General features: G+C 68.4%; 20 protein-coding genes. 14 read left to right on the top strand and 6 right to left on the bottom strand.

Translation table 11 applies throughout. From position 1 onward, the window contains the following. Positions 1–225: 225 nt before the first annotated feature. Genes ACFOYY_RS25940 through ACFOYY_RS25925 form a run of 4 tightly spaced genes read left to right on the top strand, consistent with a single transcriptional unit; the run spans position 226 to position 4346 of the window. On the top strand, positions 226–1353 hold the full coding sequence (locus ACFOYY_RS25940; protein WP_352009550.1) for a polyamine ABC transporter substrate-binding protein: 1128 nt from the start codon (positions 226–228) through the stop codon (positions 1351–1353). Further along, entirely contained in the window at positions 1350–2225 is an 876-nt protein-coding gene (locus tag ACFOYY_RS25935) for an ABC transporter permease (protein ID WP_352009549.1), read from the top strand. The genes ACFOYY_RS25940 and ACFOYY_RS25935 overlap by 4 nt, the downstream gene beginning before the upstream one ends. Further along, positions 2218–2991, top strand: a complete 774-nt coding sequence (locus tag ACFOYY_RS25930; RefSeq protein WP_386192881.1) for an ABC transporter permease — start codon at positions 2218–2220, stop codon at positions 2989–2991. Before ACFOYY_RS25935 ends, ACFOYY_RS25930 begins: the two co-directional genes overlap by 8 nt. Continuing rightward, a complete protein-coding gene (locus ACFOYY_RS25925) occupies positions 2991–4346 on the top strand; it encodes a polyamine ABC transporter ATP-binding protein (RefSeq protein ID WP_386192878.1) in 1356 nt (451 codons plus the stop codon). The genes ACFOYY_RS25930 and ACFOYY_RS25925 overlap by 1 nt, the downstream gene beginning before the upstream one ends. On the opposite strand, the gene ACFOYY_RS25920 is transcribed toward ACFOYY_RS25925, so the two are convergent. Continuing rightward, positions 4340–4948: a TetR/AcrR family transcriptional regulator gene (locus tag ACFOYY_RS25920; RefSeq protein WP_352009546.1), complete on the bottom strand. Its 609-nt coding sequence runs from the start codon at positions 4946–4948 to the stop codon at positions 4340–4342. The genes ACFOYY_RS25925 and ACFOYY_RS25920 overlap by 7 nt on opposite strands. 258 nt (positions 4949–5206) lie before the next feature. Here ACFOYY_RS25920 and ACFOYY_RS25915 point away from each other — a divergent pair, with 258 nt between their 5' ends. The 6 genes from ACFOYY_RS25915 (at position 5207) to ACFOYY_RS25890 (ending at position 12375) form a co-directional block, all read left to right on the top strand. Continuing rightward, positions 5207–6346, top strand: coding sequence for a glycosyltransferase (locus tag ACFOYY_RS25915; protein WP_362776955.1), 1140 nt, complete (start codon positions 5207–5209; stop codon positions 6344–6346). A gap of 35 nt (positions 6347–6381) precedes the next feature. Further along, positions 6382–7788: an aldehyde dehydrogenase family protein gene (locus ACFOYY_RS25910; RefSeq protein WP_352009544.1), complete on the top strand. Its 1407-nt coding sequence runs from the start codon at positions 6382–6384 to the stop codon at positions 7786–7788. A gap of 126 nt (positions 7789–7914) precedes the next feature. Then, a complete protein-coding gene (locus ACFOYY_RS25905; protein WP_352009543.1) occupies positions 7915–11001 on the top strand; it encodes a sensor histidine kinase in 3087 nt (1028 codons plus the stop codon). Beyond that, a complete protein-coding gene (locus ACFOYY_RS25900) occupies positions 10998–11420 on the top strand; it encodes a roadblock/LC7 domain-containing protein (RefSeq protein ID WP_184713289.1) in 423 nt (140 codons plus the stop codon). The genes ACFOYY_RS25905 and ACFOYY_RS25900 overlap by 4 nt, the downstream gene beginning before the upstream one ends. Before the next feature lie 9 nt (positions 11421–11429). Next, a complete protein-coding gene (locus ACFOYY_RS25895; protein ID WP_352009542.1) occupies positions 11430–11828 on the top strand; it encodes a DUF742 domain-containing protein in 399 nt (132 codons plus the stop codon). A gap of 7 nt (positions 11829–11835) precedes the next feature. Continuing rightward, positions 11836–12375 (top strand): GTP-binding protein, encoded by a 540-nt coding sequence (locus ACFOYY_RS25890; RefSeq protein ID WP_184713291.1) that lies wholly within the window; start codon positions 11836–11838, stop codon positions 12373–12375. Between the two features lie 96 nt (positions 12376–12471). Here the strand turns inward: ACFOYY_RS25890 and ACFOYY_RS25885 are convergent, their stop codons facing one another. From ACFOYY_RS25885 to ACFOYY_RS25865, 5 genes are all read right to left on the bottom strand, one after another. Continuing rightward, complete coding sequence (locus ACFOYY_RS25885) at positions 12472–13539, bottom strand: nitrilase-related carbon-nitrogen hydrolase (protein ID WP_352009541.1); 1068 nt, start codon at positions 13537–13539, stop codon at positions 12472–12474. Continuing rightward, positions 13536–14516 (bottom strand): ABC transporter substrate-binding protein, encoded by a 981-nt coding sequence (locus ACFOYY_RS25880; RefSeq protein ID WP_352009540.1) that lies wholly within the window; start codon positions 14514–14516, stop codon positions 13536–13538. Before ACFOYY_RS25880 ends, ACFOYY_RS25885 begins: the two co-directional genes overlap by 4 nt. A 611-nt stretch (positions 14517–15127) precedes the next feature. Beyond that, a complete protein-coding gene (locus ACFOYY_RS25875; protein WP_352009539.1) occupies positions 15128–15910 on the bottom strand; it encodes an ABC transporter ATP-binding protein in 783 nt (260 codons plus the stop codon). A 9-nt stretch (positions 15911–15919) separates the two neighbouring features. Beyond that, positions 15920–16708 (bottom strand): ABC transporter permease, encoded by a 789-nt coding sequence (locus ACFOYY_RS25870; RefSeq protein WP_352009538.1) that lies wholly within the window; start codon positions 16706–16708, stop codon positions 15920–15922. Continuing rightward, positions 16705–17496 carry an ABC transporter permease gene (locus ACFOYY_RS25865; protein WP_352009537.1) on the bottom strand — a complete coding sequence of 264 codons (792 nt, stop codon included), beginning with the start codon at positions 17494–17496 and terminating at the stop codon, positions 16705–16707. The genes ACFOYY_RS25870 and ACFOYY_RS25865 overlap by 4 nt, the downstream gene beginning before the upstream one ends. Before the next feature lie 551 nt (positions 17497–18047). On the opposite strand from ACFOYY_RS25865, the gene ACFOYY_RS25860 reads away from it, so the two are divergent. Genes ACFOYY_RS25860 through ACFOYY_RS25845 form a run of 4 tightly spaced genes read left to right on the top strand, consistent with a single transcriptional unit; the run spans position 18048 to position 22678 of the window. After that, positions 18048–21164, top strand: a complete 3117-nt coding sequence (locus ACFOYY_RS25860; RefSeq protein WP_386192869.1) for a sensor histidine kinase — start codon at positions 18048–18050, stop codon at positions 21162–21164. 43 nt (positions 21165–21207) lie between these two features. After that, a complete protein-coding gene (locus ACFOYY_RS25855) occupies positions 21208–21621 on the top strand; it encodes a roadblock/LC7 domain-containing protein (RefSeq protein ID WP_197048434.1) in 414 nt (137 codons plus the stop codon). Between the two features lie 24 nt (positions 21622–21645). Next, positions 21646–22104 carry a DUF742 domain-containing protein gene (locus ACFOYY_RS25850; protein ID WP_449343625.1) on the top strand — a complete coding sequence of 153 codons (459 nt, stop codon included), beginning with the start codon at positions 21646–21648 and terminating at the stop codon, positions 22102–22104. Then, positions 22085–22678: a GTP-binding protein gene (locus ACFOYY_RS25845; RefSeq protein ID WP_012888558.1), complete on the top strand. Its 594-nt coding sequence runs from the start codon at positions 22085–22087 to the stop codon at positions 22676–22678. The genes ACFOYY_RS25850 and ACFOYY_RS25845 overlap by 20 nt, the downstream gene beginning before the upstream one ends. Positions 22679–22824: the final 146 nt, after the last annotated feature.

Here is a 22824-nt window from a genome sequence, read left to right as displayed (position 1 = left end):
AGAGCCTCGACCAGCGCGTGACTGCGGCCGTCTCCCGCCTGTGGCACGGTGTTCAGCCGAGTCCAGATTGAAGTGGAGTGCAACAGGCGGACCAAACTTTCCAGGGGTGATGACGCGCAAAGTCTTGCCCAAGTTATGGTTGGCTGCAACACTCCTGGTTTGGTCTGCCGTGTCCGTAACGGTCGGTGTCCACCACTTATCCCGAAAACTGAAGGAGTAGCGGCCGTGTCCCGTGCCCGGTACCCCCGTCGTCTTCCGGCTGTCACCCTGGTGGCCGGTCTCGCATTAGCCGTATCGGCCTGCGGCGGAGGAACCACGGCGGCCCTTCCCGAGGCGACTCCCTCGGCGTCGGCGGAGCAGCTCAACCCCAACGCGAACCTGTCCAAGCAGAGTGTGACCATCTCGGTGTGGCCGGGTTATACCCCCGAGGACCTGGCCGCGCGGGTCGAGGAGAAGCTCAGGTTCAAGCTCAAGGTGGCCACGCACGACACCAACGAGATCATCATGGGCAAGCTGACCGGGGGCGCCGACACCGGTATCGACGTGGCCTTCGTCTCCGGCCAGTACGCCCAGGCGCTCAACGCTGCGGGCCTGCTCGAACCGATCCACCCCGAGCTCATCCCCAACCTGGCCAACCTCTACCCCGAGGCCAAGGAGCTCGCCTTCGACCCGGGCAACGCCTTCTCCGTCCCCTACACCTGGGGGACGACCGGCATCTGCTACCGCAGTGACCTGCTGAAGACGCCGCCGACGAGCTGGAACGACATCCTCAGCCCGCCGGAGGACGCCAGGAAGAAGGTCACCATGATGACCACCGAGCGCTGGCTGGCACTGCCCGCCGTCAAGGCGCTCGGGATGTCCGTCAACACCCGCAACGACCAGGACCTGGCCAAGGTCAAGGAGAAGCTGGTCGCCGCCAAGCCGAACCTGCTCGGCTACGACGACGTCACCTTCGGCGACCGCCTCAAGAGCGGTGAGGCCGTCATGGTCGAGGCGTGGGACGGCTGGTGCCCCACCTCGGAGAAGAACATCAAGTTCGTGGTGCCCAGAGAGGGCAGCGACCTGTGGGTCGACACCATGGTCGTGCTGCGCGGCTCCAAGAACAAGGAGGCGGCGCACGCCTTCATCAACTTCATCCTGGACCCGAAGATCCACGGCTGGGCCGCGCGGAACATCCTCTACAAGGTTCCGAACAAGGCCGCCATGGACGCGCTGCCCGCCGAGCTCAAGCAGAAGAACGCGCCGCTGCAGATGACCCCGTCCCAGCTGCTCGCCGGCGAGTCCATCGTCGACCTGGGCGATGACTCCGCGAAGTACACCCGACTCGCCACCGAGGTCAAGGCAGCGCAGTGACAGCCCCCGCCGTCTCCGGCGCGACCGTCAACTCCCGGTCGCGCCGGTCACGTCTGGCGGAGCGGCTCGCCTTCCTCGGGCCTGGGCTGGCCTACCTGATCGTCCTGCTGCTGATCCCGCTGGTGACGGTCCTGAGCTTCTCCCTGTTCCGCAGGGGGCGCTTCGGCGGGGTCATCTACGAGGCCAGTGCGGACAACCTCGTGCGCCTGGCCGATCCGATCTACCTCGACATCCTGCTCGGCTCGCTGCGGACGGCCCTGATCGCCACGCTGGTCGCGTTGCTGCTCGGCTACCCGACGGCGTATCTGATCGCCAGGCTTCCCAGGAAATGGAAGACGGTCGCGCTGGTGGCGATCGTGCTGCCCTTCTGGACGAACCTGCTGATCAGGGTCTACGCCTGGATCGTGCTGCTGAGCGGCCCCGGGCTGGTCAACTCCGCCCTGGGCAGGCTCGGTCTCGGCCCCTTCGAGTTCCTGTACAACCAGGGCACCGTCGTCGTCGGGCTGGTCTACTCCTACCTGCCGCTGATGGTGCTGCCGCTGTACGCGGCGATCGAGCGGCTCGACCCCCGCCTGGCCGAGGCCTCGGCCAACCTCGGGGCCAGGCCCGCCCGCACGTTCCTCTCGGTGACGTTGCCGCTGACGCTGCCCGGCGTCCTGACCGGCTGCCTGTTCGTGTTCGTCCCGAGCTTCGGGAACTTCGTCATCCCCGAACTGCTCGGCGGCGGACGTTCGATCATGGTCGGCAACCTGATCAGGGACCAGTTCCTCACCGCGCGGGACTGGCCGTTCGGGTCCGCCCTCACGCTGGCGCTGCTCGCGGTGCTGGTCGTCCTGCTCCTCCTGCAGGCATGGAGTGCCCGCCGTGCGTAGACCGCGTCTCCTCCACGTCCCCTTCTGGGCGACCTATGTGTTCCTCTACACGCCGATCGTCGTGCTCGTCGTCATGTCGTTCAACGCGGGGAGGTCGCCCTACTCCTTCACCGGCCTCAGCCTGAAGTGGTACGGCAAGCTCGCCGGGAACGCCCTGGTACGCGAGGGCCTGGTCAACACGCTGATCGTGGCCGCGGGATCGACGGTGCTCGCGACCGTGCTCGGCACCCTGCTCGCCGTCGGCCTGGCCAGGTACACCAGGTCACGGGTGCTCGACACGCTCGGTGTGCTGCCGGCCGTACTGCCCGACCTGGTGCTGGCCATCGGGCTGCTGGTCTTCTACGCGGCGGTCAGGATGACGCTCGGCCTGCACTCGGTGCTGCTCGCGCACACGGTCTTCGGCATGGCGTTCGTGACGGCGGTCGTGCGCACCCGGCTCACCCACGTGGACGACTCCCTTGAGGAGGCGTCGCAGGACCTGGGCGCCTCGCCGTTCACCACGTTCGTGCGTGTCACGTTGCCGCAGCTCGCGCCGGGCATCGTGGCGGGCGCGCTGCTGGCGTTCACACTCTCCGTCGACGAGTTCGTGATCGCCTTCTTCACCGCGGCGCCGACCACGCCGACCCTGCCCATCGTCATCTACTCAATGGTCCGCTTCGGGGTCACCCCGGAGATCAACGCGCTGGCGACGCTGCTGCTGGCCGTGAGCTTCACGGTGGTGATCGCGGCCCAGCGGATGACCCGACTGACGGAGTCACTGTCCTGATGCTGCAGATCACAGATGTCAGCCGCCGTTTCGGCGACGTCACGGCGCTGTCGGGGGTCTCCCTGGAGATCCGCCAGGGCGAGTTCTTCGCGCTGCTCGGCCCGAGCGGCTGCGGCAAGACCACCCTGCTGCGGATCCTGGCGGGCTTCGAGACGCCGGACGCGGGCACCGTCACCCTCGACGGCGCCGACCTGATCACCCAGGCCGCCCACCGCCGCCCGGTCAACCTCATGTTCCAGTCGTACGCGCTGTTCCCGCACATGACCGTGGCTAAGAACGTCGCCTACGGCCTTGAGCGGGAGCGGCTGCCCAAGGCCGAGATCCGGGAACGGGTGGCCGAGGTCCTGGAGAAGGTCGGCCTGGCCGAGACGGCGGGCCGCAGGCCGGACAGGCTCTCCGGAGGCCAGCGGCAACGGGTCGCGCTGGCCAGGGCGATCGTGAAACGGCCCAGGCTGCTGCTGCTGGACGAACCGCTCTCCGCGCTGGACAAGAAGGTCCGCGCCGAGATGCAGCTCGAACTCAAGCGGCTCCAGCACGAGGTCGGGATCACCTTCGTCGTGGTCACCCACGACCAGGAGGAGGCGATGTCGCTCGCCGACCGGATCGCCGTCCTGTCCGCGGGCCGGGTCGAGCAGGTGGACGCCCCGGTCACGCTGTACGAACGGCCCGCGACGCCGTTCGTCGCCGGGTTCGTCGGGGCCAACAACCTCTTCACGGGTACGGCCTGCGCGGGCGGGCTGACCTGCGAGGGAGTCGGCGTGCTGGCCGGGCCGGACGGGCTGCCCGAGGGGGCGGCGGCGCTGCTGGCCGTACGGCCGGAGCGGATCAGGCTCACGGAGGTCGCGGAACCCGTGGCGCCGGATCCGGGTGACGCCGTCGAGAGCACCGTCGAAAGCGTCGTCCAGAGCACTGCCGAGAGCACTGCCGAGAGCGCCTCCGTGAGCGGCGACGGCGTGGGCGAGGACGCGGAAAACGGCGCTGAGCGGCTCTCTGAGAACGGCGGTGACGACGCCTCCGGGACCGCCGAGCGGGAGAACGCCTCCGGTGACACCGGGCAGGCGGCGCAGGATGCCCTGCAGGACGCTGAGGTCGTCACTGAGGGCCAAGGGACGGCATCCGCTGACAAGGGCCCGGATGTGGACAACACGCCTTCTGAGGCCACTGAGGCTGCCGGAGCGTTGCGGGGGAGGGTGGCCGATGTCAGCTTCTACGGCGGCGTGTCACACGTCTCGGTTCTCGTGCCCGGTCGCGACGGCGTGGTCCTTGTGGCGACGCAGGGGGCGACGCGGGTCCAGGTGGGGTCTTCGGTGACCCTCACCTGGGCGGCGGAGGACGGGGTGCTGATCCCTCAATGAGACGTCTTGAGCGGGTTGTTCGTGGCGGTCCTGGCGTAGGCGAGGATCAGCTCCGCCGCCTCATCCGGGCCGATCACCGGGTGGCGGGCCGTTATGCGGTAACCGTACGCGTCTTCGAGCGCGACGAGGTTGCGCGCGATGACCAGGGAGTCGTCGGACAGGGTGAAGGTCCCCAGCGCGGCTCCGGTCTCCAGGATGCTCTGGTACATCGAGACCTGGCGGTCGTAGAGCGTGGTGAGCAGCAGGGCGTACATCCTGTTGCGGGGCGCGGCTCCGCCGAGCTCGTTGAGCAGCCGGACCTCCGGATCGTCGGGACCGTGTGGCAGGCCGGAGCGGATGGTCACGACAAGCTTCTCGACGGGGTCGCGCATGCCGCTGATCCGCTTGATCCGCTGCTCGTAGAAGCGCTCCATGCCGGCGTGGTGCGCGTCGACCAGCAGTTCGCCGAGCTGGGGGTAGTGGTACAGCACGGCGCCGGAGGTCAGACCGGCCTCCTCGGCGACGTGGTTGAGGTGCACCCCCTCGGTGCCGTGCCGGATGATCGCCCGGTGTGCGGCGGCGATGAGATCGAGGCGCCGATCCGCCCGTCTCTTGCGCGTCATATTCCCCCACTCGTTCGGGACCCGGTTCAGTACCGGGGTCCATAGTGACCGTTTCCTAGCGTTTTAGCTAGAGCAAGTATTGAATCATTCTTCAAGCCGCATAACTCCCAGTCACTTGGAGGCGTGATGTCACTCACGATCCTGTTCATGCCGGAAAGCGCCTACGGACCCACGAACAACTGCATCGGCATCGGTGACATTCTTCGCAAGCGCGGCCACCGAGTCGTTTTCGCAGCTGAAGCTTCATGGAAAGGGAAATTGACCGCCCTCGGATTCGAGGAGGACCTGGTAGACCTGGCGCCCCCGGCCGAAGAGGAGCAGGACCCGGGACAGTTCTGGAAGGACTTCATCCGGGACACCGCACCGGAATATCGCAAGTCGACCGCCGAGCAGCTTGAGACGGTGACCAAGCCGATCTGGGACGCGCTCATCGACGGTGTGAAGTACTGCGAACCGCGGTTGAAGGAGATTATCGAGCGCGTCAGGCCGGACGTGATCGTAGAGGACAACGTGATCACTTTTCCCGCGCTGCTCACCGCGGGCAAACCGTTCGTCAGGATCGTCTCCTGCAACCCGCTTGAGGTGCGCGGCGAGGGCGTGGCGCCGGTCTTCTCCGGGCTGCCCGCCGACGACCGCTCCGAGTGGGAGGCCTTCCGCGCCGAGTACGACAGGACCCATCGTGAGGTGTGGACCTCCTTCAACGAGTGGGTCGTCGCCCAGGGGGCGCCGCCGCTGCCCGACCTGGACTTCGTCCACGAGGGTGACCTGAACCTCTACGTCTTCCCCGAGGTCCTCGACTACACCGGCGACAGGCCGCTCGGCGACACCTGGCACCGGCTGGACTCCTCGGTGCGCGAGACCGACGAGGACTTCGCGCTGCCCGAGCCGCTGGCCTCGGGGGAGGGCGCCCTCGTCTACTTCTCGCTCGGCTCGCTCGGCTCGGCGGACGTCGCGCTGATGCAGCGGGTGATCGACGTGCTGGGCACGACGCCGCACCGCTTCGTCGTCTCCAAGGGCCCGCTGCACGAGGAGATCAAGCTCGCGGAGAACATGTGGGGCGCGGAGTTCCTGCCGCAGACCAGGATCCTCCCGCTGGTCGACCTGGTCATCACCCACGGCGGCAACAACACCACGACCGAGGCGCTGCACTTCGGCAAGCCGATGATCGTGCTTCCCCTGTTCTGGGACCAGTACGACAACGCCCAGCGCGTCGACGAACTGGGCTACGGCGTGCGCCTGGCCCCCTACACCTTCACCGACGAGGAACTGACCGGCGCGCTGGACAGGCTGCTCGGTGACACCGCGCTGCGTGAGCGGCTCGCCGCGGCGGGTGAGGAGATCCGCCGCCGCGACGGCCTGCGCCGGGCCGCCGACCTGATCGAGCGGGCCGGAGCCTGACGCCCCCGGCACCATGACATGACGAGAGAAGTTCCATGAGCACGTTGATCAACCCGGCGACCGGGGAGTTCCTGTCCGAGGCGCGTGACACCCCGGTGGCCGGGGTCGCGGCGGCCGTACGGCGGGCCCGTGAGGCCTACCAGGAGTGGAGCGGGGCGACCGCGGCCGAGCGGGCCAGGGTGCTGCTGCGTTTCGCCGACCTGGTCGAGGCCGACGCCCAGGAACTCACCCGGCTTGAGGTCGGCGAGACGGGCAAGCCCGCCTCGGTCTTCCGCGAGGGTGAACTGCCCTTCGCCGTGGACAACCTGCGCTTCTTCGCCGGAGCCGCGCGCTCGCTTGAGGGAACCGGGGCCGGGGTGCTCAGTCCCGGCTACACCTCGGTGCTGGTGCGCCGTCCCGTCGGCGTCGTCGGGGCGATCGCGCCGTGGAACTTCCCGCTGGTGATGGCGGTGTGGAAGCTCGGCCCCGCGCTCGCCGCGGGCAACGCGGTGGTCGTCAAGCCCGCGCCGCGCACGCCGGGCACCACGCTGCGGCTGGCCGAGCTGTTCGCCGGGGCGGGAGCGCCCGACGGGCTGCTCCAGGTCGTCCTCGGTGGCGCGGAGGTGGGCCAGGCGCTGGTCGCCGACCCCGGCGTGGACCTGGTGAGCGTCACCGGCTCGACCGAGACGGGCCGCGCCGTGATGCGCGGTGCGGCGGTCCTCCCCAAGCAGGTCCACCTGGAACTCGGCGGCAAGGCGCCCGCGCTGGTCTTCGGTGACGCCGACCTGGCCGACATGGCCAGGGGGGTCGCGATGGGCGCGACCTACAACACCGGCCAGGACTGCACCGCCGCGACCCGCGTCTACATCGCCCGCGAGGTGTACGGCCAGGCCGTCGAGGCGCTGCGCGCGACGCTTGAGGGGATCAGGACGGGAGACCCGTGGGACCCGGCGACCGACATCGGCCCGCTGATCTCCGGTGAGCACCGCGAACGCGTGCACGGCTTCGTCGAGCGGGCGGTCGCCGCGGGCGCCTCGGTGGCGCTGGGCGGCGTCCCGGAGGAGGGGCCGGGCTTCTACTACCCGCCCACGCTGGTCACGGGAGTGACACAGGACAGTGAGATCGCCCAAGAAGAGCTTTTCGGACCGGTCCTTCTGGCTCTACCGTTTGACGACGAGGACGAGGCGGTACGGCTGGCCAACGACACCAGGTACGGTTTAGCCTCTTCGGTCTGGTCCACGGACGTGGCGCGGGCACTACGCGTCTCCCATCGACTCGACGTGGGTGTGACCTGGGTGAACGACCATCTGCCCATCGCGTCGGAGGCCCCGCACGGCGGGGTCAAGGGCAGTGGCTTCGGCAAGGACATGAGTCAGGAGGCGGTCCAGGCGTACTCGGTTACGCGCCATTTGATGATCAAGCACCAGGTTCCGGAGGCGAGAGAATCCTTCCGGCCCTCGTGAGGTTTGTCGCCAAATATCCCTTTTGTGGGGATTTAGCGGCACATACTCCATTCGAAGTGACATAAAGGATGTGCTCAAATTGCTACCGCCGTATCCAAAACCGGCGAGGGGTTACGTAGGCCAGTGATGACACAAGACCGCCGCAACCACCGTGAGTCAGCGGTGGGCAGTCGCTTCCTGCCCTCGAACTGGCGCGTGCGTCCCCGTCTGGTCGCGCTGATCCTGCTCCCCACGGCCGCGGCGGTGGTGCTGAGTGGACTCCAGCTCACCAACTCGCTGACCGGCGCCACCGAATACCGCAAGAACGCCGAGGTCGCCTCGCTCATCGAGCAGCTCACCGACCTGTCCTACGAGATGGCCGACGAGCGTGACCTCACCGCCTGGTACATCGCCGACCGGCGCAGGCAGGCGCGCCTGGCCAGGGTCAAGGACATGCAGGGCCGGGTCGACCTGACCCGTACGAAGGTGCTCACCGCGATCGACGCCCTGGGCGACGACCAGGAGCCGCGCATCGTCGCCGAGGTCGCCCAGGTCCGCAACTGGCTCAACGGCCTGTTCAGCCTGAGAAAGGCTCTCACCAGCGGCGACGTGCTTCCTCGTGCCGCCCTCGGCATGTACACGCGCATGATCGCCGACTTCATGACGCTACACGACGATCTGGGCCGCAGCGCCCGTGACCAACGTCTGGTCGGTGACGTCCTCGCGCTCGGCGCCCTCACCCAGGCAAGAGAGCAGGTCGCGAGGCAGCGCGGCATTCTGCTCGTCGCCCGCATCGAGGGCCGGTTCGACTTCGACGACCCCGCCGACTTCCTGGGCGCCTACAAGGGCCAGCTCAACGCGATGTCCACCTTCCGGTCCACCGCGTCGACGACGGACATCAAGCGTCTGAACGACGTGCTCACCGACCCGAAGATCTCCAAGGCCGACGCCATGCGCGCCCTGGTCATCTCCCGGATGCGCGAGAACCTGGGCCTGCCCAGGGAGATGGGCATGAACGCCTGGTACGAGGCCTCCTCGGCCCTCGTCGACGGACTGAACGCCGTCGAGCGAAGCCTGGCCGCCTCGGTCACATCCCGAAGCCAGGAGCTGCAGGCCGCCGAGGAGCAGAACGCCATCGTCACCGGTGCGACGATCCTGGTCCTGCTGATCATGATCCTGCTCGTCACCGCCTGGGTGGCGGGAACGCTGGTCAGGCCGCTGCGCCAGCTGCGCAGCGAGGCCCTGGAGGTGGCCGGCAACCGGCTGCCGGAGACCGTCCGCGTGCTGCGGGAGACCGGTGAGGCCGATCCGAGCGTGGAGGTCTCCCCCATCGACGTGGACTCCCGCGACGAGATCGGGGAAGTCGCCCGGGCCTTCGACGAGATCCACCGCGAGGCCATCCGCCTGGCGGGCGACGAGGCCAGGCTGCGTAACAACGTCAACGCGATGTTCATCAACCTCTCCCGGCGCACCCAGTCGCTCGTGGAACGGCAGATCGACCTCATCGACGACCTGGAGCAGGGCGAGCAGGACGACGCCCAGCTGGCCAGCCTCTTCAAGCTGGACCACCTGGCCACCCGCATGCGCCGTAACTCCGAGAACCTCCTGGTCCTCGCGGGTCAGGAGCAGAGCCGCAGGTGGAGTGAGCCGGTTCCGCTGAGCGACGTCGTGCGAGCCTCCCTGTCGGAGGTCGAGAACTACGAACGCGTCGGCCTGCGGGTCGAGGCGGGTACCATGATCGTTGGCTCCGCCGTCAACGACATCGTCCACCTGATCGCGGAGCTCGTCGAGAACGCCATCTTCTTCTCGCCGCAGGACACCAAGATCATGGTGAGCGGCAACGCCAACGAGACGGGGGCCATCATCCTGGCGGTCACCGACTCGGGAATCGGCATGAGCGACGAGGAGCTGGCCGAGGCCAACCGTCGTCTGGCCGAGCCCCCCGCGGTCGACCTGTCGGTCTCCCGCAGAATGGGCCTGTTCGTGGTCGGCCGGCTGGCCATGCGTCACGGTATCCGGGTCCAGCTGCGCCGTCCCGAGACCGGCGGCCTGAGCGCCGTCGTGCTGCTTCCCCCGCAGGTCGTCGCCCAGTCGCCGCTCATGCCGCAGCTGGCCATGGCCGGTCAGAACGGCCCCTCGGCCCTGTCCGGCAACGACCCGTTCAGCGGGGCGCCCAGCTCCGACCCGTTCGGGAGCGTTCCCTCGATGGGCGCCGTCAGGCAGGCCCCGCCCGCCCAGCCGTCCCTGCCGGTCCCGCCCGCTCCGGAGCCCTCGATCCCGCAGACCCCGGCCCCCTCGGTCGCGGACCTGTGGTCGGCGCCGGTCGTCTCCGCGGCGGCGGTCGAGGACCTGTGGGCCTCGCCGCTCACCCCGTCCCCGCCGTCCTTCCCGCCGGCGCATCCGTCGTTCCCGGCGGGGGACCCGTCCTTCCCCACGGCGCAGCCGCCGCGTCAGTCGGAGTCGTCCTTCCTGGCCGAGCCGTCCTTCCCCGCGGCGCCGCCGTCCTTCCCGGCCGAGCCCTCGTTCCCGGCCGCCCACCCCTCCTTCCCCGCCGACTCGTCGTTCTCCACGACGCAGTCGCCGTTCCCGGGAGGCGAACCACCGAGGGGCGGGCAGCCGCCCGCATGGCCGGAGATGCCGCCGGTCGACCCGTGGACGCCGCCCAGGCGCGAGGTTCCGGACCACACCCAGGCCCTGCCCGCGGTCGAGGTGTCGCCGACGGAGCCCGAGCCCGAGGAGTTCCTGCCGATCTTCGCGGCGGTAGGATCGGACTGGTTCCGCAACACCTCCGCCGAGCTCGTGGCCGACCCCGAGGCCGAAGCCGAGCCCGCGGAGGAGGAAAGGCAGGAGACGCCCTCACCGGAGCGGTCGCTCCAGGAGGAGTCGCCCGTGCTGCCCATCAGGCGGCCGGGGCGCCAGGGACCGCCTCCTTCGGAGGAGCAGCCGGAGAGGCAGCCGTGGAGTTCCCCGTCCGACCAGGGATGGGCCGCGGCCGAGGTCGCGAAGAAGCCCGTCGAGGGCGGTGTAACCGGTTCGGGTCTGCCGAAGCGGGTGCCGAAGGCCAACCTCGTGCCCGGAACGGCCGCCCCGGCCCCGAGCACTCCGGTGGCCCCGCTGCCCCCGATATCGGCGGAGCGGGTGCGTAGTCGTCTGTCCAGTTTCCAGCAAGGCATACGGCAGGGCCGCGCCGAGATGATCGAGCGGTTGAACGCCGCTGAGGGAGAGAACCAGTGAACCACCAACTCAGTCAGGCCGCCCGAGGCTTCAATTGGCTGATCACCGAGTTCGTCAAGGAGATGCCCGGTGTGGCCCACGCGGTGATCGTCTCCGCGGACGGTCTTCCGCTGGCCTACTCGCAGGGCTTCCCGAAGGACCGCGCCGACCAGCTCGCCGCGATCACGGCCGGTCTGATCAGCCTGACCCAGGGAGCCTCCCGGGTCTTCGAGGGCGGTCCCGTCGCGCAGACCGTGATCGAGATGCAGCGGGGTCTCCTGCTGACGATGTCGATCAGCGACGGCTCCGCGCTGGCCGTACTGGCCTCGCCGGACTGTGACATGGGCCTGGTGGCCTACCAGATGACCATGCTGGCTGAGCGCGCGGGGCAGGCGTTGACACCTGCTCTTCGGGCCGAGTTGCAGTCGGCTCAGCGATAGGGAGGTGATATGGACGCACCAGGTTGGCGCCCGGGTGAGGAACCCCCAAGCACGCCTCAGGCCAAGAGCGGACGTAATCGTCTGATTCGTCCGTACGCTGTGACCGGAGGCAGGACGGCGCCCCGCATGCAGCTCGCTCTGGAGGCCCTGGTCTCCTCGGCGACCTTCATGAGCGTGGACACCGCCACGCTCTCCACGGAGTACCAGGCGATCATCTCGTTGTCCCAGCAGGTGCGCTCGGTGGCGGAGTTGTCCGCCCTGCTGCGCATGCCACTGGGCGTGACCCGGGTGCTGATCGCGGACATGGCGACCGAGGGCCTGGTGCAGATCCACCAGCCGTCGCTGGATGCCGGAAAGCCGGATCTCAACTTGCTTGAAAGGGTGCTCAGTGGGCTTCGCAGGCTCTGACGCCGGAATGACGTCAACGAAGATCGTTGTCGCCGGAGGATTCGGTGTCGGCAAGACGACCTTCGTCGGAGCGGTCTCCGAGATCATGCCGCTGACCACGGAAGCGGTTATGACGGAGGCCAGCGCGGAGGTCGACGACCTCTCGCACATCCCGACCAAGCGGACCACCACGGTGGCCATGGACTTCGGCCGGGTTTCGCTGGACCGGGACCTGATCCTGTACCTGTTCGGTACGCCGGGTCAGCACCGGTTCTGGTTCATGTGGGACGACCTCGTCAAGGGCGCCATCGGCGCGATCGTGCTGGTCGACACCCGGCGGCTGGCCGACAGCTTCCCGGCGATCGACTACTTCGAGGAGGCGGGGCTGCCGTTCGTCGTCGCCCTCAACGGCTTCGGCGGTACGCACTTACACGGTGAGGAGGAGGTGCGGGAGGCTCTGACGATCTCTCCGCACATCCCCGTCGTACGGACCGACGCCCGTTCGCGGGACGCGGTCAAGTCGACCCTGATCACCCTGGTCGAACACGTTCTGACGCTTCGCGTCTGATCTTTCTCTCCCGGTGTGGGACCCGCCACGACGGCGGATCCCACACCGGGCCGGCCTCACCGGCGAGCCGGCCCGGTCACACCGGTCTTTCTCTTCCTACTTCTCCGGGCGAACCCAGACTCCGCGCTCGTGCATCAGCTCGATCTGCCTGTCGATCACCTCGGTGCGGAACTCCGTGTGGTTGTACGGCTTGCGGTCGAGGTAGAGGTTCTTCGGGTAGATCGGCTTCTCGTAGATGAGCTGGTACTGCTCGGTCTTGAGGTCCTTGATCCAGTTGTCCCACTGCGCGTTGGCGCGGAACCTGCGCAGGGCCTCGATGTCGATCGTGCCCGAGACCCAGGAGGAGGCGCCGCCGTAGTCGTGGCGCCCGACGATCTGCCCCTTGTAGTCCACGACCATCGAGTGGCCGCCGAAGGTGTCGATCGGGACGTCGGAGTCGGGGGTCAGATAGTAGGTCCCGACGTTGCAGGCGATCAGGTAGCAGTTGTTGTCCAGCGCCCTGGCCTGGTTCTGGATCGCGTAGAGCCCGTTGCCGACGTGCGGGTGCGGGTACGGCCCGCGGTAGATGATCTCCGCGCCGTTCATGGCGAGGCCACGGGCGTTCTCCGGGTAGGAGGCCTCGTTGGCCATGAGCACGCCGATCCTGCCGATCGCGGTGTCGGCGACGGGGTAGAACGCGTCGAGCGTCTTGCCGTACAGCTCGACCCAGCGGTCCCAGACGTCGTGCGGGGTCACCGAGTGTTCGACGGGCAGCAGCGGGACCGTCTTGTAGTGCGTCATGACGATCGCGCCCTCGGGGTCGATCACCAGGCCGACGTTGAAGAAGCGTCCGGGGAACTCGGGGTGCAGGGCCTTGGCCTGGGCGACGATGTAGGTGTTCCACTGGCGGGCCAGCGCGCCGAGCCGGTCGGTCTCAGGACCGGGCACCTCGATCGCGACCTCCCTGGCGAAGTCCTCGTGGTCGAGGTCGAGGACCTCGTCGTTGAACCCCTGCAGGGCGCCCTCGGGAATCGCGATCAGGCGGACGGGCAGGTCGAGGCTGGACAGCCAGGAGGCGGCCTTGACCAGGTGTTCGATGTGCTCCAGGTTGATCTGGATCTCGTCCCGGTTGCGGACGCCGCGCATGGTGGGAACCAGGCCGACCGCCTGGTATGCCTCGATCATTTCTGTCCTCCGAGCAGGAGAGAGTTGACGTCGAACGGCTTGGGCAGGTAGCCGTACTCAAGCATCAGGTCGGAGACCCGCTGCAGCCGTACGGCGTTGGTCGTGACGGGGAAGCCGGGCAGCTGCATGATCTGCGCGGTCTGAGCGTTGATCTTGGTGTACTGGGGGATCGCCTCGGCGACGGCCTTGCGGTCGTTCGCCGCGACCGTCTGCGCCTTCAGCAGGGCGCGCTGGAAGGCGGCGACGGTCTTGGGGCTCTTGCCCGCGAACTCCGAGGTGACGAAGTAGCCCGCGATCGGGAAGCTGTCCGTGGGGCCGGCCATCGTGTCGGCGAGCTTCACACCGCCGTCGGCGGCGGCCGCGCTCACGAACGGCTCGGGCAGGAAGGCCGCATCCACCTGACCACTCTTGAGGGCCTGCCACATGTTGGGGAAGGGCACCTCGATGAAGTCAATCTTGTCGCGGACGACGTCCAGGCCGTGTACCTTCAGAGTCACGCTGGTCGCCAGCGTGGCGATGTTCTTCTTCGTGTTGACGCCGACCTTCTTGCCCTTGAGGTCCTCGACCTTGGTGACGTTCGAGTTGGGCGCGGTCAACAGGACGAAGGAGCCGGGCGTCGCGACGGTCGCCTCCGCGATCACCTTCAGGTCCGCGACGTTCTGCGCGGAGGCGGTGAAGGCGGAGACGTAGTTGCTGTGCAGCACGTCGAACCCACCGCTGAGCAGCGTGGGGAGTGCGGCCGCGCCACCCTCGATGAGGGAGAACTTGACGTTGAGGCCCTCTTCCTTGAAGAAGCCCCGGCTGATGGCGATCTGAACCGGTGCCACCTCGGGGAGCGGCAGCATACCGATGGTGATGTCGGTCTTCTCCAGGCCGTTCGCCGCGCTCGTTGCGCTTTTCCCGCTGCTGCAGGCGGTGGCGAGAACGGAAAGAGCGACGATGACCAGGCATGCTCGTGTTAGTGGACGGAACCTCATATGTGGCTCCTCGAAGAGGTGAGGGAATGCGGCATGAGTTGGACGTCCCGGAATCGGGGAGAAGAGATCAAGGAGCGATCGTAGATGCTCTCAAATCCAGCAGCAACCCTTAACGTCGGGTTTAGCGACAGTCCATAATTTATGTCCCTATATAGCATGTTTTGTTGCTGTAAGGGGTGATTTACCGGTTTAGCGAAGTGCCTACTTGACGGAATTGAGGCTCCTGTTACGGGGGGTTGCCGGTTTCCGGCCATCCGTATGTAGGGAGTTGGCGCCGCCAGATCGGGCGTCGCGACCGTTTCGGGCCACCGGAATGTGTGGGGCTTGACGCTGGTATGGAATTTTCTTTCGTATCCGTACGACATAAAATGGAACGCTCTAGGCATCTGATCCGGATTTACCGGAGTCTCGAAAACCTTTTACACCGATCTTCAAACGGGGTGGTCAAGGGGTGCGGCGACGTTCGCGTGCCCCCATGTCAGAGGCGGGCCGGACGGTCGCCGCCCCGCCCGGCGCTTCTGAAGGACCCTTCAACACCGGCCCCGTCTCCCGCGTCCCGGGTGGTCGCCCCGGGACACGGGAGAGCTCTCGCGGCGTCTCTCACCGGCCTCTCACAGCGACGACGTCTGCGCGGGACGCACACCGCGCACCAGGCGGCCGACCTCGCCGCGCAGCCGTACGAAGTCGGGGTGCTCCCTGGTGCCGATCTGGTCACGGGGGCCTGGCAGGTCGACCCGGAGGTCACCCACCACCCTGGCCGGGGCCTTGGAGAGCACCACGACGCGGTCACCGACGTAGACGCTCTCGTCGATGTCGTGGGTGATGAGCAGGATGGTCATGTTGTGCAGACCGCGGACCAGCAGGGTCAGGTCCTCCAGGTCCTCACGGGTCTGGGCGTCGACGGACCCGAAGGGCTCGTCCATCAGCAGCAGTTTCGGCCGGTAGGCCAGGGCGCGGGCGATGGAGACACGCTGCTGCATGCCGCCGGACAGCTCCCAGGGATACTTGCTCCCGGCCGAGGCCAGGCCCACCTGTTCGAGTGCCTCGGCTGCCGAGAGCGCCCGCTGTTTCCTGCCCTGGCCCTTACGGCGCAGCGGCAGCGAGACGTTGTCGGCGACCGACATCCAGGGGAACAACGAGCGGCTGTAGTCCTGGAAGACCACGGCCAGGTCGTCCGGGATCTGCGCGACGGGGGTGCCGTTGAGCGTGATCCGGCCGCCCGTCGGGCGCAGCAGCCCGGCGATGGAGCGCAGCAGGGTCGACTTGCCGGACCCGGAAGGTCCGACGATGCACACCAGCTCCCCCTCGGCGACGTGCAGGTCGACACCGCCGAGCGCGTTGTGGGCGGAGGGGCCGTTTCCGTAGGTGTGGGTCAGATTGGAGATCTCAAGCACGGAGGTTCCTCAGGTTGTCTGCTTGGCGGCGCGGTGCCAGGACAGGACCCGTCGCTCGGCGGTGAAGAACGCCAGGTTCAGCACGTAACCGAGCAGGCCGAGCACCACGAGGGAGCCCCACAGGCCGGGTGGGTCGAAGGCGCGCTCCGCGTCACGGAGCTGGAAGCCGATCCCGTTGGTACTGCCCACCAGTTCGGAGACGACCATGAGGATCAGGGCGAGGGAGAGGCTGAGCCGCAGGCCCGCGAAGATCTTCGGGGTCGCGGAGGGCAGGATGACCCGCCAGAGCCGTTGCCGGCGAGAGAATCCGAAGACCCTGGCGGTCTCCACGTGCTGGCGGTCCACGTAACGGGCGCCCTCGACGGTGTTGAGCAGCACCGGCCAGACGACGCCGAACACGATCGTGGTCAGCTGCATCGGGGTGCCGATGCTCATCAGCGGGATCAGCAGCGGCAGGAGCATCGGCGGCGGGACCGCCCGTCCGAAGTGGACGAGCGGATCGACGAAACGCGCCAGGACGACCGAGCGGCCCAGCAGCACGCCGAACACGACGCCGACGACCCCGGCGAGGATCCAGCCGGCGAAGAGCCTGGCCAGGCTGGGCGGGAAGTTGTCCAGGGCGGCGTCGCTCAGCCACAGGCGACCGGGGGGACCGGTGAGCCACAGCTCCCGCATCCTGACCGCGATCGTGGTCGGCGGCGGGAAGAAGGGGTTGTCCGCGGCCCGGGTGCCCACCTCCCACAGCACCAGCGCGACGGGAACCGGCCACAGGCGGACCAGGGCGCGTCGTACGTTCACGAGGCCACCCCCGCCCGTGCGGTGTGCCAGCGGAACAGTCTCCGCTCGGCCCCGATGAACAGGCTGTTCGTCACCACACCGAGGATTCCCGCCCAGACGGTCGCGGCGATGATGAGCTCAAGGCCGTCGGGGCTGCTGCCCGCCTTGAGGACGTAGGCGCCGATGCCGTCCGAGCCGCCGGCGAGCAACTCGGCGCTGACGGCCAGGATGAGCGCGATGCCGCCCGCGAGCCGTACGCCGGTGGCGATGAACGGCGCGGTGCTCGGCAGTGAGACTCGCCACAGTACGGCCAGCGGCCCGAAGCCGAAGCTGCGCAGGGTCTCTTTGGCCACCGGGTCGACGTCCCGCAGGCCGTACATCGTGTTGATCAGGATCGGCCAGCACGAGGCGTAGAAGATCACGGCGATCTTGAGGTCGAGCCGGTCGGGGAAGAGCAGGATCGCCAGCGGGATGAGAGCGACGGAGGGGATCGGGCGGAGGAACTCGATCAGCGGCCGGGCCGTGGCCTCCAGCCTCGGCAGGCTGCCGAGCAGCAGCCCGAGCGGGACCGTGACGGCGACGGTGAGGAGCAGGCCGAGGGTCCAGGCGAGCATGGTGGCCGCCACGTTGGTCAGGAACTCCCCGTCGACGGCGAGTTCGGCGGTCCTGGTCAGGATCGTCGAGGTCAGCGGCAGGACGTCCGGGTCGATCAGGCCCGCCCTGCCCGCGGTCTCGGCCAGGAGCAGCAGCGCCGTGACCCCGAGCGCGCCGCAGAACACCCTGTTGCGCAACAGGGCCCGACCGCTCACCCGACCTGCTCCGCGTGAGACGTCCGGCTGATGGGTCCGAGGCGCATGGGGTCTCCTTAGGGGGCGGTTGGCCGTTCGGGCCTGATCCGCCGGAAGCCGTCATGCGATGGAGATGGTCCAAGAAAGCGCAGGATGAGGGGGCTCCCGGCCGTGCAGCAGCGTAGCGGAGGGGGTGTGCTTAATCGCAAGTATTGGCCAATAGGGGTAAATCGGACAAATATGGACTTTTGATGTCGGGTTTTCGGATGGGCCGGTGGCGAATCGGAGCGTTCCAAACTCTCCGGCCGAAGGGGCGATGACATGTTGTGAAAGAGTGGGCGCCGGGGCGGATATCCCCGTATAAATCTGCTCGGGAGGCCCGGTGGGGGTTGCCCGGTTGCAAGCATCTAGTCCCGATTGCCCATAAGTTGCGACTTATGGGCTATTGGCCGAACTGTTCGGGCTATGCTCCAATAACCCTCGCCCCAAGGATGCATCCGCGTCACGTGAAGATCAGATGCATGACAGGATTCCCCTCCAATCAGACAAACGAGGAGAGGTAGCGGAGGCCAGTGAGGACGGCAATCCCCAGTGAACGCGAATCCGGGCTGGTTGCTGCCCAGGTCTTCGGCGAGACGGAGGCGCAGGAGGACGGCGCCCAGGCGGTGAAGGCCACCAAACGCGGGCGGCGTGACAGCACCCGTGAGAACGGCAGCAGGTTCGCGTTCAGGAACTGGCGCGTGCGGTCGCGGCTGATCGCACTCATCGTCATCCCCACGACCGCGGCGATCGTCCTCGGCGGGCTGCGCGTGGTCGCCTCGGTCAACAACGCGGCCGAGTACGAGCAGGTCAGGGTGGTCGCGGAGCTCTCGGCCGACCTGAGCGGCCTGGTGCACGGCCTGCAGCTCGAACGCGACCTGGCCGCGAGATACGTGGCCCAGGGCCGTCTCCGTGGCGCCCGCGCCAAACTCGACGACCAGTACGGCGTCGTCGACAAGATCGTCACGGTCGTGCGCGAACGGCTGCGCACCGCCGCGGCCGGTGACTTCGCCTCCCGGGAGCGGGAGGACATCGCACAGATGAGCACCCGCCTCGACGAGCTCGCCAACGTGCGCAAGACCGTCGTCGGCAGCGCGCTGCCCGCCCAGCCCGTCATCCAGACCTACTCCCAGACGATCGGCGACCTGCTCGCGCTCCACGAGAAGATCGTCCAGGTCGACGCCGACCAGTCCCTCAGCAGCAGCGCGGCGGCCTTCGCCGCCCTGGCCAGGGCCAAGGAACAGGCCTCAAGAGAGCGGGCCGAACTCGCCGTCGCCCTCGCCAACAGGCAGTTCAGCACCGAGGGCCTCGACGAGTTCATCGTCGCCCGCGCCCAGCGCGACAGCGAACTGGCCGCCTTCAGGGGCGAGGCCTCGCTGGACCAGCGCCAGTTCTACGACGACACCGTCAGCGGCCAGAAGGTCGACCGAGCCGAGTTCATCCGCCTCAGGTCCCTCGTCCTGGCCACCGCCAACGCCCCCCTCGTCGGCGTCAGCGCGACCGGCACCGGCGCGGGCGACCAGACCCAGTGGTTCGACGCCTCCAGCGTCATCATCGACAAGATGCGCACGGTCGAGAAGGCCGTCGCCGACTCGGTCATCACGCAGAGCCGCACCCTCCAGGAGGCCGAGCAGCAGGGCGCGATGATCGCCGGAGGCGCCAGCGGCCTGCTGCTCCTGCTGGTCCTCATCGTCACCACGATCATGGCGCGCTCGCTGGTCAGGCCGCTGCGCAGGCTCCGCACCGAGGCCCTGTCCGTCGCCGAGCAGCGCCTGCCGGAGACCGTCCAGTCGCTGCGCGAGAGCGGCGACGCCGACTCGGTCAAGGTCCAGCCCATCGGCGTCAACTCCGACGACGAGATAGGTGAGGTCGCGCGCGCCTTCGACGAGGTCCACCGCGAGGCCGTACGGCTCGCGGGCCAGGAGGCCACGCTGCGCAGCAACGTCAACGCGATGTTCGTCAACCTCTCCCGCCGCAGCCAGACCCTGGTCGAACGCCAGCTGTCCCTGATCGAGAGCCTGGAGCAGGGCGAACAGGACGAGCACCGTCTCGGCAACCTGTTCCGCCTCGACCACCTCGCCACCCGCATGCGCCGCAACAGCGAGAACCTGCTGGTCCTCGCGGGCCAGGAACCCGCCCGCAGGTGGAGCCAGCCGATCCCGCTCATCGACGTCGTGCGCGCCTCGCTGTCCGAGGTCGAGAACTACGAGCGGGTGGCCCTGCACCTGTCGGCGGGCGTCTCCGTCGTCGGCACCTCCGTCAACGACGTCGTGCACCTCATCGCCGAGCTGGTGGAGAACGCGATCTCCTTCTCTCCCAAGGAGACGAAGGTCGTCGTGTCCAGCAACCGGATCGACGGCGGTGGCGTGATGGTCTCGGTCGCCGACGTCGGCATCGGCATGACCGCCGACGAGCTCACCCAGGCGAACTGGCGTCTGGCCAACCCGCCCGTGGTCGACGTCTCGGTCTCCCGCAGAATGGGCCTGTTCGTGGTCGGCCGCCTGGCCCTGCGCCACGGCATCCGCGTCCAGCTCAGGCAGCAGGACAGCGGTGGCCTGACCGCCATGGTGCTGATCCCGGAGAACCTGCTCTCCGACGCCGACTCCCGTCAGGCGCCGGTCACCAACGGCGGCGGCGACTGGTCGGCGGCCATGGGCCCGCAGGAGCGGGCGGTGATGGACCGCCCGCCGCTGCTGGCCAGCCCGACCCTCGACCCCACCCAGTCGGCCTTCACCTCCTTCGACGTCACCCAGAGCCCCTTCGACCAGTTCGACGTACGGCAGCAGCTCGCCTCCTTCGAGGCGCCGAACAGTCCCGCCGGGATCGACCACTTCAGCCAGTCGCCCTTCGACAGCGTGTGGTCCGGCCAGGTGCCGCAGCAGGGAGGCGGCCCGAGCTGGTCGAACCTCTCCTCGGACGCGACCGGCTGGTCCGGCTCCCCGCGCCCGGGTGAGCCCGGCGGGCCGGGAGGCTGGCCGATCGCCTCCCAGCCGGACACGAGCGTGTGGCCGGACGCGCCCGCGCGCGGCGACTCGGGCATCTGGAGCAGCACCCCCGCCAAGGAGAACGACGGCTCCTGGCCCGGCCCGCCCGGCCAGAACGGACGTCTCTTCGACAGCAGCGTGTTCGAGCTCTCGGACAACACGGGCCCGCTGCCCGTCGTTCCCGAGCCCTCGCTCATGGAGGAGGCGAAGGAGGAGTTCCTGCCGATCTTCGCCGCCGTCGAGTCCGACTGGTTCAAGAAGGTCGAGCCCACTCCCGAGAAGCCGGAGAAGGTGGAGGAGCCCGGGGCCGTCGTCCCGCCCCCCGTGGCCCCGCCCTCCGACGTCTGGTCCTCGCCCGCCGACGCGGGCTGGCAGGCGGCACGGGCGGCCAGTGAGCCGACCCTCGGCGGGATGACCGGAGCCGGGCTGCCCAAGCGGGTGCCCAAGGCGAACCTGGTTCCCGGTACGGCCGCGCCCGGCTCGGCCGCGGCCCCCCAGACCCCCGCGTTCAGGCCTTCCGTCTCCCCTGAAGCGGTACGCAACCGCCTGGCGAGCTTCCAGCAAGGAGTACGGCAGGGCCGCGCGGTCGCCAGGGGCGAAGTCGGTGAGGGACAGCCCTATCCCGACTTCAGCCGTGACGTTGAAGGAAACGAGGAAGACCGGTGAGCGAGCTCGCCCCGGTCGCCAAGGAGGATGACACGTGCGCGAAATGAGCCAGGCCGCCCGGGGGGTCAACTGGCTGATCACCGACTTCGTGAACAACGTCCCAGGCGTTGCCCACACGGTCGTTGTGTCGGCCGACGGCCTGCCGTTGGCGTATTCCGATGGATTCCCCAGGGACAGGGCCGACCAGCTCGCGGCGGTCGCCGCCGGGCTGATCAGCCTGACCCAAGGCGCCTCCAGGGTCTTCGAGGGCGGAGCGGTCACCCAGACCGTGGTCGAGATGCAGCGAGGACTGCTGCTCATCATGTCGATCAGCGACGGCTCCTGCCTGGCCGTACTGGCCGCGGCCGACTGCGACATGGGTCTCGTGGCCTACCAGATGACCCTGCTTGTCGAACGAGCGGGCCAGGTGTTGACACCGGCGGTCCGCGCCGAACTCCAGGCCTCACACCCCCGGTGATGGCGACGACCATAGGAGGATGCCGTGGCAGGCCGCGGCTGGCCCGGTGAGGGGGACCCGCTAGGCGGGCCTCCCTACCAGTCCATGGACGACCCCCACCGGCAACAGGGTGGTCCTTCACATCTCATGCAACCGGCACCCGTGGAGCAGAGCTCCCTGGTCAGGCCGTACGCCGTCACCGGAGGGCGAACCGCCCCCCGGACCCAGCTCGCCATGGAGGCCCTGGTCTCCTCGGCGACGTCCGCGCACCACGATCTGTCCAACCGCACGCCGGAGTACCAGGCCATCAGCGCCCTGTGCCGGCAAGTGCGCTCGGTCGCCGAGATCTCCGCGATGCTCCGCATCCCGCTCGGCGTCACCCGGATCCTGGTCGCGGACATGGCGGCTGAGGGACTGGTCCAGCTGCACCAGCCGCAACTGGACGCGGGCAAGCCGGATCTCAACCTGCTGGAAAGGGTGCTCAGTGGACTTCGCAGGCTCTAGCCGCGGCGGCGGCCTGACATCGACGAAGATCGTCGTCGCCGGTGGCTTCGGTGTGGGCAAGACCACGTTCGTGGGAGCGGTCTCCGAGATCCTGCCGCTGACCACGGAGGCGGTGATGACCGACGCCAGCGCCGGCATCGACGACCTCGGCCTCACCCCGAACAAGACGACGACCACGGTCGCGATGGACTTCGGGCGCGTCTCCCTGGACCGGGACCTGATCCTGTACCTGTTCGGCACGCCGGGCCAGCACCGGTTCTGGTTCATGTGGGACGACCTCGTGCGCGGCGCCATCGGCGCAATCGTGCTCGTCGACACCCGGCGGCTGGCCGACAGCTTCCCGGCGATCGACTACTTCGAGGAGGCCAAGCTCCCCTTCGTCGTCGCGGTCAACGGCTGGGACGGGACCTACCTGCACGGCGAGGAGGAGGTGCGCGAGGCGCTCACGCTGGCGCCGCACATCCCGATCTCGCGCACCGACGCGCGCTCCAGGGACGCGGTGAAGGCCACGCTCATCACACTGGTCGAGCACGCCCTCACCATGCGGATGGCCGTCCCCGGCTGGGGCCGCTGAGACAGTCTCGCCCGGCCGGGGCGCCCGGGACCCGAACCGCGACCGGCGGTCCCGGCGTCTCGTCATGTCCACTGTGTGTCACTGTGCGCCCACCGTGCGCCCACCATGTGCTTGTCGCGCGCCCACCGCGTGTCCATCGTGTGCCC

This window comes from Streptosporangium jomthongense (assembly GCF_042650425.1).
Classification (GTDB): domain Bacteria; phylum Actinomycetota; class Actinomycetes; order Streptosporangiales; family Streptosporangiaceae; genus Streptosporangium.
Note: the sequence above shows the minus strand (reverse complement) of the source record. Positions and strands in the feature narration are given on the sequence as shown.